The sequence below is a fragment of the Rhizobium sp. AAP43 genome, from assembly GCF_001296045.1.
In the GTDB taxonomy this organism is placed as follows: Bacteria; Pseudomonadota; Alphaproteobacteria; order Rhizobiales; family Rhizobiaceae; genus Allorhizobium.
Window position 1 is genome coordinate 51,444 of sequence record NZ_LJHS01000002.1, and the last position, 15,742, is coordinate 67,185.

The following is a 15,742-nucleotide window of genomic DNA, read 5'->3' on the forward strand; positions in this document are numbered from 1 at the left end:
TTCAATCGCCTTTTTCAGATCGAGAGTTTTATGTCAAAATCTGACGGTGAAGTCGCTGCCCTTGCCAATTTCGGACTTCACAATCAGCCGGGCCCGATGGCGGGTGAGGATATGCTTGACGATGGCAAGTCCAAGACCCGTACCCTTTTTCGACCGGCTGTCCTCGACATTCACGCGGTAGAAGCGCTCCGTCAGTCGCGGCACATGTTCGGCCGGAATACCCGGCCCACTGTCACGGACACTCACTTCCGTCGCGCCGCCCGGCTCGCGGCGGACTGTCACATCGACCACCTTGCCTTCCTGTCCATACTTGCAGGCATTCTCGATCAGGTTCTCGAAGACCTGAACCAGCTCGTCTCGATCTCCGCTGACTTCAAGTCGCCCTTCCGGCAGGTGCAGTCGGATATCGACTCCGAGATCCCCGGCAAGAGGTGCAAGACTGTCTCGAACATGGCCAAGCACCGGGCCGAGATCGATCTTCTCGGCCGGCGGAACATGTGCCTTCAGCTCCAGCCGCGACAGGGACAGGAGGTCGTCCACCAGTCGGCTCATGCGATTGGCCTGATCCAGCATGATTGCGAGGAAACGCTCACGTGCCTTGGGATCTTCGCGTGCGGGGCCCTGCATGGTTTCGATGAAACCGCGCAAGGAGGCCAGCGGCGTGCGCAATTCATGGCTGGCATTGGCGACAAAGTCACTGCGCATACGGTCAAGGCGGCGGAGTTCCGAGATATCGCTGAAGGACAAGAGAAATAGCTGCTCGGCGGCATCGCGCGGCTCAAGCGGTGCGACGCGCACAATGTAGGCGCGCTCGGACGGCAGACGCTCAGAATGCTCGAGCTGGTTCGGTGCACCCGTTTCGATCGTTTCGCTGATCATGTCGAGAATGCCCGGCGAGCGCCAGCGCGCAGAGACATGCTGTCCCGCAGCAAGGTCGCCGAATGTCCTTTGGGCGGCACTGTTTTGCGCCATCAGGTCGGCCCCTCGCCCGAGCACGAACACCGGTATATCGAGCGCATCGATCGTCGCCCGGATCATCGGCATGGGATCAGGCAGTGCGGCGTTTTGCGGCACGACCGGTACGGTCAATGCCGTATCGTCATCCGATGGGAAGTTGCGAACAAGGACCAGGCCAAAAAGCAGCATGAAGAGCACCACCGCGTAGCCTGTCGCCGCACCTGCCATATAGGAAGCCAGCGCGAGCAAAGCAGCGGCAAGGATGTAAATCCAGCTCGCCAGCAAGTGCCTCAGATCGCGGCGCCAGCCGCCTGTCATGTCTTCATTCGTCACGCGCCCGGCCTCATGCTTGCAACACAGACTGCTGATAGCGCTGATTCATGACAGATGTATCCCGGCTCTGCCATGACGCTGAAAGAGATACCCCCGTTGATGCACGCAATTCACCTCAAACGAACGCAGAAGGCTTGAAAGCAAAGGGCGCTTGGGCTCATTTAGGCCGGTCGAATAATTGTGCATGAATGGGAGAGATGCATGGATTCAAAGAGCGAGAGCCGTGCTGTGACCGTATCGATCCGGGGCGAGAAGCTGCTTTTCGATATCGACGCTCCGGATCTGCCGGCGGCGATCGATGACAGGGCGCTTCGATCCGGTGACTTTCCCTACGACAAGAAGCTCTCCGAGAAGGACTACGTGAAGGAGCTGACGGCGCTCCAGATCGAGTTGGTCAAGGTTCAGTTCTGGATGCAGAAGACAGGCATGCGGGTGATGGCGCTGCTTGAGGGCCGCGACGCGGCCGGCAAGGGCGGCGCGATCCATGCGACCCTCTCCTATATGAACCCCCGTTCAGCGCGGGTCGTGGCGCTGACGAAACCAACCGAGACCGAGAGGGGGCAGTGGTATTTCCAGCGCTACGTCTCGCATTTCCCGACCGCCGGGGAATTCGTGCTGTTCGACCGCTCCTGGTACAACCGCGCCGGCGTCGAGCCGGTCATGGGTTTCTGTACGCCGGATCAATATGAAAGCTTTCTCAAACAGACCCCGCGCTTTGAAAAGCTTATCGCGCAGGAGGGCATCCACTTCTTCAAATTCTGGCTGGATATTGGCCAGGAAATGCAGCTGAAGCGTTTTCACGACCGGCGACATGATCCACTGAAATGCTGGAAACTCTCGCCGATGGATATCGCGGCGCTGAACAAGTGGGACGACTACACCGCGAAGCGCGACCGGATGCTGAAGGAAACCCATACAGACCGCGCGCCCTGGACGGTTCTGCATGCCAATGACAAGCGGCGGGCGCGGCTCAACATGATCCGCCATATCCTTTTGTCGCTCGACTACGAAGGCAAAGACGAAGAGAAGATCGGCAAGCTCGACAAGAAAATCATCGGCAACGGCCCGGGCTTCCTCAAGTGAGAGACAACAGCGCGAGACGCCTTGCCTCACAAGGACAGGCGCCACGGCATGTTCGCCGGCTCACTGCCCCGGCAGGACCCGGATCGCGTAGATATTCACTCCACGACCCGTGCCAGCGATATCCCCGTTGATTACCAGGCTTCCCGGCGTCGACGGCGCCATGCCGTTTTCAAAGGAAACCCGGAAGAGCGCATCGATCTTCTGGGCATTGACGGTGAAGCGGTGGCGGGAGCAATCGCCCATGCGCGGGAATTCACAATCCACGGCAATCTGGACCGGATTGTCATCGACAGACTGCAAGGTGAGCGCGATGGTGGATGTGCGTCCCGCCAGTTCACGCAGCACTTCGGTCGGAACAGCAACCTCAACGGAACCCTGCTCATCGCCGCTGCGCGATACGAGGCGAACCGCTTCGCCATCGCTCGCGGTGACCACATCGACGAGCGCATTGGCTCGAGGGCGCAGCGCTGAGATCTGCGCCGGCGAAAAGACGTCAATCCAAGCGTCGGAAAAGCCACCGCGCGTGTCAATTGCCTGCGGCCCCTGCGGGGTCTGGCCAGCCGGATCTCCGGTAAAATCTTCGGATTCGACACGCGGCGGCGGATTGGGCACGCTGGTGTCACGCTCCGCATCGGTCAGCAGAAGCCCCGACGTATAGACCCACCATGCGCCCAGAGCGATGGCGGCAAGAAAGATCACGCTGATCATCAACCTGGCAACGGCACCGCGTTGGCGTCGTGGAGCCACGGCACGTTCGGAGCGCATGTCCGGTATAGGACCCTCATCTTCCAGGTGCCGATCCTGGCCTGATCCGACAGGGGATGCGGAGAAATCATCGCCGAAGGCGGGATCGCGGTCCGTGCGATCTTCCGCCACGGGCGCGGGATTGAAGGCTGCAAATCCCGGCTCCTGGCGCGCGCCGCCCTGCTCTGCAGGCCGTGGTGCGGTCTGCCGCGCTGCCGGCTGGATATCGAGGGAAGGCTCGGGTCGCTCCGGCGCAGATGGGGTGGGGGGGGCCGCCTGCTGCAGACGTGCTGCCGCGGCTTCAGCCTCAAGCCGGCGCATGCGCTCTTCACGCTCAATGTCGTGAATGAGGGCTTCCAGCCTGCGGCGCTGAAAATTGATCGCCTCGGGATCGTCTATGTTCTGCTTGCGCAGCCCGGTCTCCAGCGCCTGGCGGGCAGACTGATAGATACGGGCGCGGGTTTCAGCGTTATCGCGATCCGACCGCTCAAGAGCGTTCCTGATGGCTGTTTCCAATCCACTCATTGGGTGCCATTCTCCTTGGGGGACCGCTCGTGACATGGCTCTCTCATACATGACTCGGTAAACCCTCGATATTTGCAGGGCAAGTGCGGAAACTTGCCGGGGCGCAGAATAAACACAGGGAATACGCCCACGGCGGGGCCGAAACCGGGCCAAAAGACGCCCGGCGAGATGACTTTCCACCGTGTCCACGATCTGCTATTTGACGTTTGCGTAAACGTAAACTTCCTGGGAGGTGAAGTGATGGCCTTGCCGCCGATCCTGAAAGACACATTGAGGCTTCCTATCGTCGCCTCGCCACTCTTCATCATATCGCATCCGCAACTGACGCTCGCGCAGTGCAAGGCGGGCATTGTGGGCTCCTTCCCGGCCCTCAATGCCCGGCCAGAGGCACAACTCGACGAATGGCTGGCCGAGATCACCGAAGAACTCGCATCCCACAATGCGAAGTACCCCGACCGCCCCGCCGCGCCCTTTGCGGTCAATCAGATCGTGCACATGTCGAACAAGCGGCTCGAGCACGACCTGACGATGTGCGTGAAGTACAAAGTGCCCATCGTCATTTCCTCGCTCGGCGCCGTGCCGGAGGTAAATGCCGCCGTGCATTCCTATGGCGGGATCGTGTTGCATGACGTGATCAACAACCGGCATGCCAATTCGGCAATCCGCAAGGGCGCGGACGGGCTGATTGCGGTTGCGACCGGGGCTGGCGGCCATGCCGGAACGCTCTCACCCTTCGCGCTTGTTCAGGAGATCCGGGAATGGTTCGATGGGCCGCTGCTGCTGGCGGGCGCCATCGCCAATGGCGGTGCCGTGCTCGCGGCCCAGGCAATGGGGGCCGACATGGCCTATATCGGTTCCCCCTTCATTGCCACCAACGAGGCTCGCGCCTCTGATGCTTACAAGCAGGCAATCGTCGATGCGCATGCCACTGACATTGTCTATTCGAACTACTTTACCGGCATTCACGGCAATTACCTGAAGCCCTCGATCGTTGCTGCGGGAATGGATCCGGACAATCTGCCGGAAGCCGACCCATCGAAAATGGACTTCGACAAGGCAAGCACCGGGGCCAAGGCCTGGAAGGATATCTGGGGCTGCGGCCAGGGCATCGGCGCCGTGAAGGCGGTTGAGCCGGTTGCCGCTGTCGTCGACCGGCTGGAACGCGAATATATCAGCGCAAAAAAGGCCATTTGCGGCTGAGGCTCGCACTGCTAGCGTCCCCGCAGAATTCGATTTGCGGGGACCCCATGCGCCACCTGAAACTATCCCTTACGCTCGCCGCCCTCCTAGGGAGCGCTTTTTCCGGCCAAGCAGACGACGGAGCCTATAAGGACTTCAAGTCCTGGCAGGTCTCCTGCAGCCAGACCCGCTCCTGCACGATGCGGCAATTCCTCTCCGACAACCCGATATCCGGCTTCGAACTTCAGCGCAGCGGCAAGCCCGAATCACCCGTGACGCTGGTGATTTCACCCGGCGACAATGCCGTGACCGAAACCGCCGGGGAACCGCAGGCGACGATTGCAGTCGACGGGGCAGAACCGCTGGTGCTGAAGGGCGCCTCGGTCGTGGCGGATGCGAGCGCCTATGCGTTCAAACTCAGCGGTGACTTCATCGGCAACGGGCTCATCGACAGCCTGAAGAACGGCACGATCGCCACCATAACCCTCACGCGGGGCGACAAGAGTGCCAAGGGTGAGCTTCCGCTGGCCGGTGCGGCCGCGAGCCTCTTGTTCATCGACGAGTATCAAGACCGCATAGGACATGTGGACGCCATGACGGCCAAGGGGGACAAGGCACCCAACCCGCCCCTTCCGGTCACCGATCTCAAGACGATCGCCGAGCTGCCGGAGGCAATCCGCATCCATTTCGCTGAAGGCGCCGACTGCGCGGATACCGATCCCAGCATGTTCGATGGCAACGCGCTGTCGCACGCACTCGACGAAGACACGACGATCTATGTCACGCCCTGCGGCATGAGCGGCGCCTACAACATGCCCTATGTCGCCTTCGTCGATTCCTTCGACATGATCACGCCCCTTCCCTTCCCCGGCATGGTCGACGGCGCACCCAGCGCCAGCCTCCAGGCATTCAATCTTGCCTATGACTGGGAAAAGAAGCAGTTTTCATCCTTCTTCAAGGGTCGCGGCGTCGGCGACTGCGGGACCTACAGCCAGTGGCGCATTTCGGAAGGCTCCATGGGGCCGCAGCTTGTTCTGGTCGAGGAAACCTTCCGCGACTGCCCGGAACAGTTCAGCGAGACCGACGAGATCGATCCTGGCAGCTGGCCGAAGACCTGGCCGCTGAAGTAGCGCTCCAAGCGCTGCATAACGGAATGCCTGATGCCGGGGAAATTTTCCCCGGCCATGGAAAACCGGCTTGAAATCGCCCGTCAATCCCTGTATCAGCGCCTCACCAATCGCAGCGGGCCATTCGCCCGATTGCCGATGCCGCTTTAGCTCAGGTGGTAGAGCACATCATTCGTAATGATGGGGTCGCAGGTTCGAGTCCTGCAAGCGGCACCATTTTTTCTTATAGAATCCAATTGTTTAGATCGCGCGCCGAGTTCTCTCAGACGTGAGTGAGCACCATTTTTCGCGGCGTGCGACCTTATTTCTACCGCGACGTAGAAACGATCGGTAACGGAGTGATTTAGAAAACTTGGAACAAGTCGGCTATTACCTTCTCGTACAACAGCATAAATCAGCGGCGACCGATCACGCTGACTGGACTGAGTTGACGAACGAGGTAAGCGCCGCATCAGCCCTGGAGAGGGTCGCCCAAAGAGCTGGTTCCAAATCGCATAAGACTTCGACTAACCCGTGAAGTTGGATCGCTGTAGCTCGGTCCATGTCGCTGAAAGCGAGCTCGGTAATCCAGTCTCCAACAAACTGCCGCCATTCATTCAGATCAGAGAACGCATTTGCGGCAATGATGCCAATTCGAAATGACTGGACCATGTCCAGGTCGCTACCCGCCCGCCTTAAAGCGACGCGATTAAGTACGCGGACTTCGCGCGCAAGATCTTGGCTACGGGTCACGGCGGCGACCAAGGCAAGTCCGCTCAGCATACCGAAGTTCTGACCAGTGCGCGCATTGTCGCGGATTCGGTATTTTGCAGCCTTGATGCCCTCGGCCGCCTTCTGAGCCAGCTCTGGCAGCGTGCCGAAAACAAGACAAGTATTGACCAACGCGTTAAAGGCTTCAGGATCGGTCGCATCAACCGCTACACTGTGCCGGGCCAATGCCTCGAACTCAGGGGGTGCCTCAACCATCCGGTCAAGCCCTCCCTCAATTGGTCCGGGCAGATGGGCGAAGGGAAACTCTAGCTGTGAGCGAAGACTGCCAGCATCCGAAGACCGGACTAGTGGCTCCAGAGGCGTCCCCTGAATCGCATGGGCATGAAGGTCAGCCGCCCCAACCAGCCGCCCTGCCAATTCCTGTTTCCATTGCTGTGGTGTTGCGAAGTCAGGTAGCCAGCGTGGCTCCAGCCGCCCATCAATCGAGTTCTGCAGGTAGAATGGTGTCCCGCGGCCGTTATTCATCCAGTTTGTGGAGTTCCCTGGTGAGATACCTCCCCGCACGAACTCCCTTTCAATCAGGGATGCCTGCGCAATCGATGCGAGACGACGCCAATAAGGTGGCACGTCCCTGAGATATCCAAGTTGCGCAATAGAGCCATCCACGAAGACGAAGAGATTGGACAGCAGAAGAAGCCGGCCGTTAGGATCTTCAGGATCGTCGTCCCTGATCTGCTCAGCGATCGACACAAGATATGGCATGAGGAACGGGCTCTCTTTGAGATGCCGCAGGCCCAGCTCAAACGCTGCGGTCTGTGAAATCCGATCACCACGGTCAGCAGCCCAGGCCGTGACACGTTCCAGTATTGCTAGATCAAAGCCCTCCGGCAGTGAGGGCACCAAGCTGGCCTGCGATCCCGCTAGCAACGCTTGACGGAGTCCTTCTTCAGCATTCCATGCTAGCAGCTCCTTGACATGGCTTTTTGCCGAAACTTCAGCAAATGCGGTCATTGTGGCCGCATCTCCTCGAGCGCCGACGAGACGCTCATAGAAATTCAGCCCCCTCGGCGTGAGCGAGTCTTGTTTCGAGCTTCCCTCAGCCATTCCTGCACGTATGCCGAGCACGATCTGTGTCGGAGTGCGTTCAAAGTCCTGATGGAAGGTCTCGATATCTTCGAGATCAATTGGGCCAGCCGTAAGAAGCTCACGCCATCGATCAAGGTCTGCACCAACGGCACGATTCTCATTGAACATCTGCTCTAGCCTGGAGCATCGCGTCGCATCGTCTGCCGCAACATACCACAGGCTGCCAAGCGAGATCCTTTGTTCTCCTTTCGTCAGAGTTGGCTCTCCGGCTTCTGCATCAAAAGCGAGCAGCCATACGTCTCCGACCTCGTCAGCAACAGTTTCAGGGGTGGACCCTGGGTGAAAAACCCTGCTCACAGCCCTCATTAGCTCGTTCCTGGGGAATGACCCATCGACACCGGCAAAGTTGATTTTGGCCACAGTGCGTATGCCGTTACGCCCGCGAAATCCGCGATCAAGAATGAGGCGATCTTTGATTGTCTCGGGGAAGTAACTCAGAAGCTCGCGAGCGATAGCCTTTCGTTTCTCAGTCGTCATCGCCCCTCCTCTGGTCAAACTGTTCGGCAAATGCCTCAATATAGCTTCTGGCCTGTTCGACGAGCGCATCCAGCGATGCAGGATCATATGAATGCATCTGATCAATCAGAGTTTCTTCTATCCATGCCGAAAAGCGCCGCATTGACTCGCCGATGTTGGTCAGTGGTATCGACATGATGAGCCACGACATCAGCCTGTAGCGGTTTATGATTGTGTCACGGTCAGTGGCTGCGTCGAACCGGTGTGACCAACCCTGCAGATGCAACAGACGCAGGAGCCAGTCCGAACGCGCCCGCGCCGTTGCGTCATCTATCCCATCGTTCCATTGGGCCCGGACGCCCTCGCGCACCGTCATGAGCAGACTATCGAACCATGGTTGATCGGCCGGAAGCTGTAGCGAATCCGTCATTCTCAGGCGCTCTATGCTTTCCCGGATCGATTTGAGATGGGCGGTTTCCTGAAGCTGCCCGTTCTGGATTTGCGCCGCGTCCACGAGACGAAGCAGTTCCGTCAGACGCAGCGGAATCATCTGGAAACCGGCGCGACGTAGTCTGGTCTCTGACTCCGTCCGTTCTGCAGCGCTAATCGCGGCACCGCGCTCCAGCATATCGAGAAGATCAAGCGTGCAGCCGACTGATACAGATTTACCGTTCGTATCCACGTTGGCGAACTGGTTCAGCGCACGGTCGTCCACAACGATTAGATCAACCAGAGGGGCCAATCCAAAAACTCCAGCAGTCGGGTGCTCCGCTACGTGCGCGATCTCTTCATCTTGGTCATCAGCCTCGGGTCCTACTATCACCTTGCCGGATACAATGCCGTCGGCAAGTGTGGCTCTTATGCGTTCTATGTGCTCGATTGTTCCGTTCGCATAGGCCTCATGACGTATGAGTGCGGCGACGCGCTCCGCGTGGCCACGCGGTATACCGATCTTGAAACCAGCAATGCCGAGTTTTCCGATTAGCCGCAGGTGCTGCATGGTCGAAATGGCCAGATCGTCGAGCAAGAGCGTGGCGCCTGGCTGTATTGCGGGCGTCTGCTCCCATTGCACTTCGTGAAGGCCGAGGTAGTCCCTCGCCCTGGCAGCTTCGTCATCTGTCAACTGTCCCTGTGACAGAAGGGCCGTAACCACGTCACCACATGCGCACAGGACGTCGCTATATCCCGCCAGTTCGGCGTCTTCCTTCATCAGGGAGGCAGGCCGATGTACAGGGCCTGGCCTTACGACCACCTTCTGGATGCACTCTTCATCGATCGTGCGCGCAGTTTCGAGCAGCGCTGCCAGTTCCTCTCCCACGTCCTCCGTGAGGTCAGGATCTGGTCGACCCAGGACATCAACGATGAAATAAGCATCCTGCGAAAGCAAGTCTCTCAGCTCACGGGCCCTTCGTACCTGGGAGGGCTGATGGAACTGAGTTCTCTGGTGTTCACGGATCAGCCAGCGCAACGTTGAGTGTGGAATGACCGTCTGCTGGAACCGTTCGATAACGAGGTCAAGCCGATCAAGGAATGAAAGGACCAGCAGTGACGACGCTTCCAAGGCTATCCTAGTCTGATCTACTGCGCCTCGCACGCTAGCTTGGGGCACAACGCTAGCCAGAACCGGGTTAGGAGCAATGGAAGCAGCTGCCCTGCCGCTAAACGTCAGGAACAGACTGCGTCTCCTGGGATCAGCCTCGTCAAGACTGGCGAGGGCCGGTGTCAGCAACATGCTGATGGTGGTACGATTCAGTCGCATCGCCGCAACAAATAACGGCATCTGACCCCTAGACAACTGGTCCCAAGTCTCGCTTTCGTGGCGTTCCCAGTCAGGCCGCATATTCATGAGATCGTCGAAGGACATACGCTGCAGGGGAGCACCTCCCCCTCCATCAGATGCCTCGATCGCAGTTTTCAACCAGCCGCCGACCGCCTCGTCTTCTTCCCACCCATTCGAAACCGCAGCGTGATAAGCCGCCACGAGGATGGCAGCATCAGTTGGACTCTTCGCGACAGCCTCCCGGATTAGTTCCCGCGTCCTTGGGGAGCCAAAGATAGCACCGATTTGACCCGCCTCCAGGAGGTCAAGGGCAGAACGATCAGCCCTGCTGTTCCAGACACGCTCAACAAGGGGCGCGAGTGAACCCCAATCGCCAGAAGTGATAGCCACATTGATCTGCAGAGCGCGGTCGTTGGGATTATCTCGTTTTGCTAGCAGTGGAGCAAGTGCTTCCCGCGCGCGCACTAATTGACCTAGGCGGAACAGCGACCAAGCATAGATCTGGCGCAAATGGTCCGACCGATCGAGAAAATCACTATAGTCCTCAAAAAAACTGACCACTCCTGACCAGTCCCTGCTCTCGTGAGCGGCTCGGGCATACACGGATGCACTTTTAAAGTCGTTCAAACGATCGAAAAGTAGGCGAGCATATTGGGTGAGGCGAACCCAGTCCTTGCGTTCCTGAAGACGGCCAACGAGTGTGATCAGATCATCGAGCGCAGCGCTCGATCGGAACTGCTCTTCAGCTGCAGAGATCGTATCTTCGCCTCGCATTTCTGCCAAAGCGCCATCGAGTTTCTGGAGCTCCTCTTCAGTCGCCGTTCCGCTGGTACGAAGGTCAGTCAACTTCGCCTGTGCTTCCGGCTGCCGGTCAGCCTGTGCAAGTGCCCTTATCTCGAACGATGACACAGCCGTACTGCCGATAAGTGACGACAGTTTATCTCGGTTGGCGCCGATGTATCCCGCGAGCGCCCCCGGATCATCGTCCTGAAGTGTGAGGACGAAGCGTGCAATGAGAGCGTCGTTAACGTCCGGCCCGCCTTTCGCCTCGAAAGCGTTAATTGCACGATCTACAGCGGTACGGTCCAATTGCAGGCCAAACTGCATAGCCATTGGCACGCGATGGACCATGTCACGGGGGTCCGCCATGCTGCGAACCAAGCGCTCCCGTGCGGCAACCGCTTCTGCAGGATCCCGCAACGCGAGCCACAGCGCAAAGTCATCCGCATTCTGCCGCGCGGCATCGCATCCCAAGTCATCCGCCGCGCGGGATAACGCCGCGAAATTTTCGCGCGCGCTACGCAGGTGTTCAAGTGATGCAGCGTCCTCCCACAAAGGGAACTGTGCCCAGTCAAGAGGCGTGTGCTCGACCAATACTTTCCGCATCTCGAATGGAACTGCTGCGAGAAGGTGCGACATGCCAATCGAGTGGTAAAGTATTGGAGAATGCTCCATATCGGCCAGCGCTAACCGCGAAGTCGCATCAACCGCCTGATCGACCTCACAGTCTGCAATCAGACGCGCAATCGTAATGAACTTGCCATCGCCATCTAGAGTCTCGAACGCAGGGCCGCGATCTTTAATCCATAACACGGCGTCACGCGGAGAGAGACCATTAAGGGCAATCATCAATCTGGCTGTCTGACCGAGTGGCGTGCTGATAGCGGAAATCAAGTCGAGTGCGCCATCCTTGTCGCCGCGGGCTGCTGCAATAAACGCACAAGCAATTTTGATCTCATCGCCGGTTCCCAGACGACGGGCCTCTTCGACGAGTCTCCCCGCCTCATCTGGATCGTCGGAAGAAAGCAGACGGGCGCACCATGCGAGCACGTTGGACTTTGTCGCGTTGGAGGCATCGAGTAACTCGCCCTCCAGGATGTCACGAGCAATCTGGCTTGCGTCAGCTTTTGTATCGGCGCCTATGAAATAGCGCGATCTCCGCATGCGTAGAACCCGGTCAGAGGCGTTCCGATCAATGATTGGATTGACCACACCGCGTATCGGCCCAACGACATTGCGACGCAAGAGCTCCTGCACTCCATCGCTGACTTCATCGAGTTTTTGCGATTGTGCAACCCGCGGGTGGTCAGTAAGCCGAGGTCGCTGAACGAATTCCTTCAGGTGGACATACACGTCTGCATCACGGTCGGCGGGCGCCGAGATGCTGAAGTGGTCGGCGTCGATTGGAATGAATCTAGATGGCGACGGCAGCCCAAGATCGGAGCTGTCTGGATGAACCACCTGCCCCCAGAACGTCCTTTGCGTTTCGCCGAACCCGAGAACATCAAGACTGTTCGCCGTAGCGTAGTCCCTAAACCAGCTATTAAGGGACGCCAGATGTGGATCGTTTCGCCCCAAGCCGGACGTTGCGGCAGTTGGCCTGATAACAAGGGCGGCCTTGTTGGCAACCGAGGACATCCAAGAACCCTGATGGGGCGTGGCGATGAACGCAATTTTTCTGACACGGCTTTCGAAGCTTGCGGCAGCGGGATCGGCGGAAGCCCGCCCCTCTGCAAGCCGGAGCGTCTCCTTGATAATAACACCGCCCATACTGTGACCGACCAGAACGATGGCGCCCTGCTTCAGTTCTGGTACGGTCAGTAGTCGGTGCAGAATACTGGGGGCGCGGTCTTCGATCGCCATCGCAGCGCCACCACCCCATTTTACACGAGCAGCCGGATAACCTACGCTCCACGTCGCGACATTCGGCAACTCTTCAAGCCAATTTGGCCAGAACTCAGCACTGCCCCCCCTACCAGAAGTCCAAGTGCCCTCGACGTCACCTTTAAGCCCATGGATGAAAACCACGTGGGTATCCACGTGCTCAAACGATTTCTTCAGTGGACGCTTGATTTCAACCAAAGGCTACCCCTGTCCTCACTGGAAACGGTAGCAAAACGTGGCCCTACACCAAAAGAAAAAAGTTTCATTCCAATGCAATATCAACCATTTTGTCTGTTCGCTTGGAGTACGGTCTCGTACATCCGTTGCGTGTCCACGCGCTGGATCGTCCTTTGAGCCAGCGACCGAGCCTACGCCCGTATCAGCCGTAACTTCGTTTCGGCTATGCATGGAGATCAGCCGTGCAACACTTTGGGAAGTTCTATCGCTAAAAAGAGCGTGCGCAGGCATGTTCACCCGCATTCCCCGGCCCTAGGGAAGTACCTTTTTCGTCTTTGTTTCAATGGTCTAGCTCACTCATAAACCCTTCGGCGCAATTGACGCCCTTGCACCGCGTATCGCTGCGCGCGCCTGTTGACGGATAAGGGGTGCGCCGCCGAGCGTTGACTCCCGGCGGCGCTGCTCGGCGAGGAGGACTAGGCCCCGCTTTGCAAACTCATTCATCACAGTGTATCGGCGGCATCGCACGGGCTCGCTCGTGAGCGCGACGCCACATATCTGCATGTGATCCCCCGCTGCGAACCATGTTGGTATGGGTGCCCGCTGTTTTGCGGTCGGTATTGTCAATCTCCTCCAAGGATGCCTCATCTTGCGAAGCCATAGCCTTACGCCAGATTGCGGCGCGGTTGATTCCATCGCCCCTCTTGGCGCTGACCGAAGGTGCTACACTGGCCTTCTTGCGAGCGTGGGCGGCCAGTCCTTGGCGGGCCATCACTTTCTCAGCGTCTGTTAGCTCCTGGCGTGCCCGTATCTTCTGAGTAATTGCCGCCATCTCTTGTTCATTCGTCATGGTGCTGACTCCTTGTTAGGTGCGCCAAGCGGCGGCCAGGGCGCGGCGCGCGGCAGCGGCGATGGCCACGTTTTGTGCGAGAACTGCTCTTTCAATTGTGGCCTTGTAGCTGTCAGGTGTCGGGGAACAAACGATGTCCCACTTTGCCCGCCTGGACGCCCAAACCATCACCTGGCATGCTTTCTGAATCTTGCGTTTGGCACGGCCAAGAGCCCTTTGAGCCTTGTGAATTTTGGCCACCCGTGACACCGGTCAAAGCTCGTGATCGGGTGCCAAGAGAGCGGCGGGATCCGCGTCTTCGGAGCGAGGAATGGCGATACCGTGCTTTTCCGCTTCGCGGGTAAAACGTTCACGGTCCCTTTCGAGGTCGGCGATCTCAGCCTCCAGCGTCTTCGTTTCCCTCTCCCGCTCCATCTCCGACAAAGGCTCCCCTTTCATCGCGGCTACGGCTTCAGCAACGAGGTGGGAACGGATGATTTCACGGAATCCGAGGATGGCGAGTGCGCCGATACCGCTATCTGACTTGGCGAGCGCTTTTGAAATGTCGGACCCATGAACAGAGCCCTTGGGATCGGCGATAAGCGAAGGGTAAAACCACGTTCTTGCCTCCACCTCCCGAGCGTTGAGGAAGCTGTCCACTCTTACCTCCACCTCGCTGAGAGGGATCGGGGCCGCCAAGACATCGGAAAGCCGGTTTTTTTTCGAAATGATCTCAGCTTCGATCTGGTTGAGGTCCCGGCGGATCTCAGCGGCGGCCTTAGCTTGTGCGGAGAACAGAGAGGCGAGTTTAGTAGAAAGGGAGGCTTTCACCATGGGATCAATCCTTCAAATCGTGGGGGAGTGCGTTGTGGGTTGCTGCGAAGTCTCGGCAGCGAGACCAGATCCTGATGGCATGTTGGAAGATGTCAGAGAGTCGCTCCCGCTCCTCTTCTGCTTTTATTAGCGCTGCCTCAGCGGCCTTGAGGGCGGCTAGGTAAGGTTTTTCAGCCTCATCACCGAGGCGCTTCACACCGGGGACCGGCTCACGAACCTCTGCGAGCTTAGTGCGGGCTTCCGCCCGATCTGCGAGGGCGTAGCGGTAGGCCTCAGAAGCCCGCATCAGCACTGCATGTGCTGCGTTACGCTCGGCGTGGAAGCGCCGAAGCTTCTGCTCATCAATCGTTGCCATCTCTGACCTCCTGTTCGATGGATTCAGTATGCCGGGGTGTGGTGGGCAAGATCCTCAAGAAGCGTTGCCCACTCCTCAGGATCAATCGCGAAGAGCTTCCCGAATGGTTCGATCGGAGGGAATTTCTCCTCCATTGAATTCCAGAATTCTTCGGACCGACACTTTGGGTTCGTTGTGAGGGAATTCACCAGGGCGTAACGCCTGGGCGACTTTCCGAATCTCGGTAGCGGCTCGGCGTACGCTGAGATGTGGCCAAACCTGATTCCGAACCCATCGGATCCGCTCATTACGTGCGGCTACGGCAATCTTCTTCGATGCGCCCCGAGCGCCCTCCGCTAGCTCCAAAAGGTGCCCGATGTAGGGAGCAACTTCGGGCACGTTTTCGGCTAGGTTCAGCAGAATCCGGTTACCGGTGTTCCGGGCTTCATCACTGATGACGGAGGCGGGAATAATCATCGAACCTGTCCTGGCTTCACTCGCCTTGACCTTATCTCAGTGACCAACGACTCCAGATTCGCGCCGATCCCCTCCAACACTCTCCCCCGCTCCTCCATCCGGGATGCGATCCCGGTGAGGGTGACGGCGACCTCGTCAAGGCGGCTCTGTAGGCTCACCATGGGGTCCGAGAGCGAAGGTTCCGGCTCCGGTGTCACGGAGACGCCATCGGCGTTCATCCCTCTCATCCAGCGGTAAAACCGCTGTTTGGGGACGCGTACGCGGCGGCCGATTTTGACAAACGAGAGGTTTCCGCGCTTCATCTCACGCGCCACAAAGGGGCGGCTAAACCCAGTTTGTTCGCAGATCTCGCGAATTGTTAAGTAGGCGTTCATTTCGGTGCGTCT

The 15,742-nt window shown here is 58.5% G+C and carries 11 protein-coding genes and 1 tRNA gene; 4 read left to right on the plus strand and 8 right to left on the minus strand.

Going from position 1 to position 15,742, the window contains the following annotated elements; all coding sequences use genetic code 11:
• Window positions 1-33: 33 nt before the first annotated feature.
• A complete protein-coding gene (phoR, locus tag IP76_RS00340; protein ID WP_054156187.1) occupies window positions 34-1,275 on the minus strand; it encodes a phosphate regulon sensor histidine kinase PhoR in 1,242 nt (413 codons plus the stop codon).
• A 216-nt stretch (window positions 1,276-1,491) separates the two neighbouring features.
• Between phoR and ppk2 the strand changes: the two genes are divergently transcribed.
• Window positions 1,492-2,373 (plus strand): polyphosphate kinase 2, encoded by an 882-nt coding sequence (ppk2, locus tag IP76_RS00345; RefSeq protein ID WP_054156188.1) that lies wholly within the window; start codon window positions 1,492-1,494, stop codon window positions 2,371-2,373.
• 60 nt (window positions 2,374-2,433) lie between these two features.
• Here ppk2 and IP76_RS00350 read toward each other — a convergent pair whose 3' ends face one another.
• Window positions 2,434-3,642 carry a hypothetical protein gene (locus IP76_RS00350; RefSeq protein ID WP_054156189.1) on the minus strand — a complete coding sequence of 403 codons (1,209 nt, stop codon included), beginning with the start codon at window positions 3,640-3,642 and terminating at the stop codon, window positions 2,434-2,436.
• A 240-nt stretch (window positions 3,643-3,882) separates the two neighbouring features.
• Here IP76_RS00350 and IP76_RS00355 point away from each other — a divergent pair, with 240 nt between their 5' ends.
• From IP76_RS00355 to IP76_RS00365, 3 genes are all read left to right on the plus strand, one after another.
• Complete coding sequence (locus IP76_RS00355; RefSeq protein ID WP_054156190.1) at window positions 3,883-4,842, plus strand: nitronate monooxygenase family protein; 960 nt, start codon at window positions 3,883-3,885, stop codon at window positions 4,840-4,842.
• Window positions 4,843-4,889: 47 nt separating this feature from the next.
• Window positions 4,890-5,951, plus strand: coding sequence for a DUF1176 domain-containing protein (locus IP76_RS00360; RefSeq protein WP_054156191.1), 1,062 nt, complete (start codon window positions 4,890-4,892; stop codon window positions 5,949-5,951).
• A 137-nt stretch (window positions 5,952-6,088) separates the two neighbouring features.
• A tRNA-Thr gene (locus IP76_RS00365) sits at window positions 6,089-6,164 on the plus strand.
• Window positions 6,165-6,356: 192 nt separating this feature from the next.
• Here the strand turns inward: IP76_RS00365 and IP76_RS00370 are convergent.
• The 6 genes from IP76_RS00370 to IP76_RS00400 all read right to left on the minus strand — a co-directional run bounded on the left by IP76_RS00370 (window position 6,357) and on the right by IP76_RS00400 (window position 15,730).
• A complete protein-coding gene (locus tag IP76_RS00370) occupies window positions 6,357-8,282 on the minus strand; it encodes a hypothetical protein (RefSeq protein ID WP_054156192.1) in 1,926 nt (641 codons plus the stop codon).
• Window positions 8,272-12,903: a triacylglycerol lipase gene (locus IP76_RS00375; RefSeq protein WP_054156193.1), complete on the minus strand. Its 4,632-nt coding sequence runs from the start codon at window positions 12,901-12,903 to the stop codon at window positions 8,272-8,274. The genes IP76_RS00370 and IP76_RS00375 overlap by 11 nt, the downstream gene beginning before the upstream one ends.
• Window positions 12,904-13,378: 475 nt before the next feature.
• Window positions 13,379-13,732 (minus strand): hypothetical protein, encoded by a 354-nt coding sequence (locus tag IP76_RS00380; protein ID WP_156318430.1) that lies wholly within the window; start codon window positions 13,730-13,732, stop codon window positions 13,379-13,381.
• A gap of 252 nt (window positions 13,733-13,984) precedes the next feature.
• Window positions 13,985-14,545 carry a hypothetical protein gene (locus tag IP76_RS00385; RefSeq protein WP_054156195.1) on the minus strand — a complete coding sequence of 187 codons (561 nt, stop codon included), beginning with the start codon at window positions 14,543-14,545 and terminating at the stop codon, window positions 13,985-13,987.
• Window positions 14,546-14,549: 4 nt separating this feature from the next.
• The gene (locus IP76_RS00390; RefSeq protein ID WP_054156196.1) at window positions 14,550-14,900 is read right to left on the minus strand and encodes a hypothetical protein; all 351 of its coding nucleotides are present in this window, start codon (window positions 14,898-14,900) and stop codon (window positions 14,550-14,552) included.
• 452 nt (window positions 14,901-15,352) lie between these two features.
• Window positions 15,353-15,730 (minus strand): excisionase family DNA-binding protein, encoded by a 378-nt coding sequence (locus tag IP76_RS00400; protein ID WP_054156198.1) that lies wholly within the window; start codon window positions 15,728-15,730, stop codon window positions 15,353-15,355.
• Window positions 15,731-15,742: the final 12 nt, after the last annotated feature.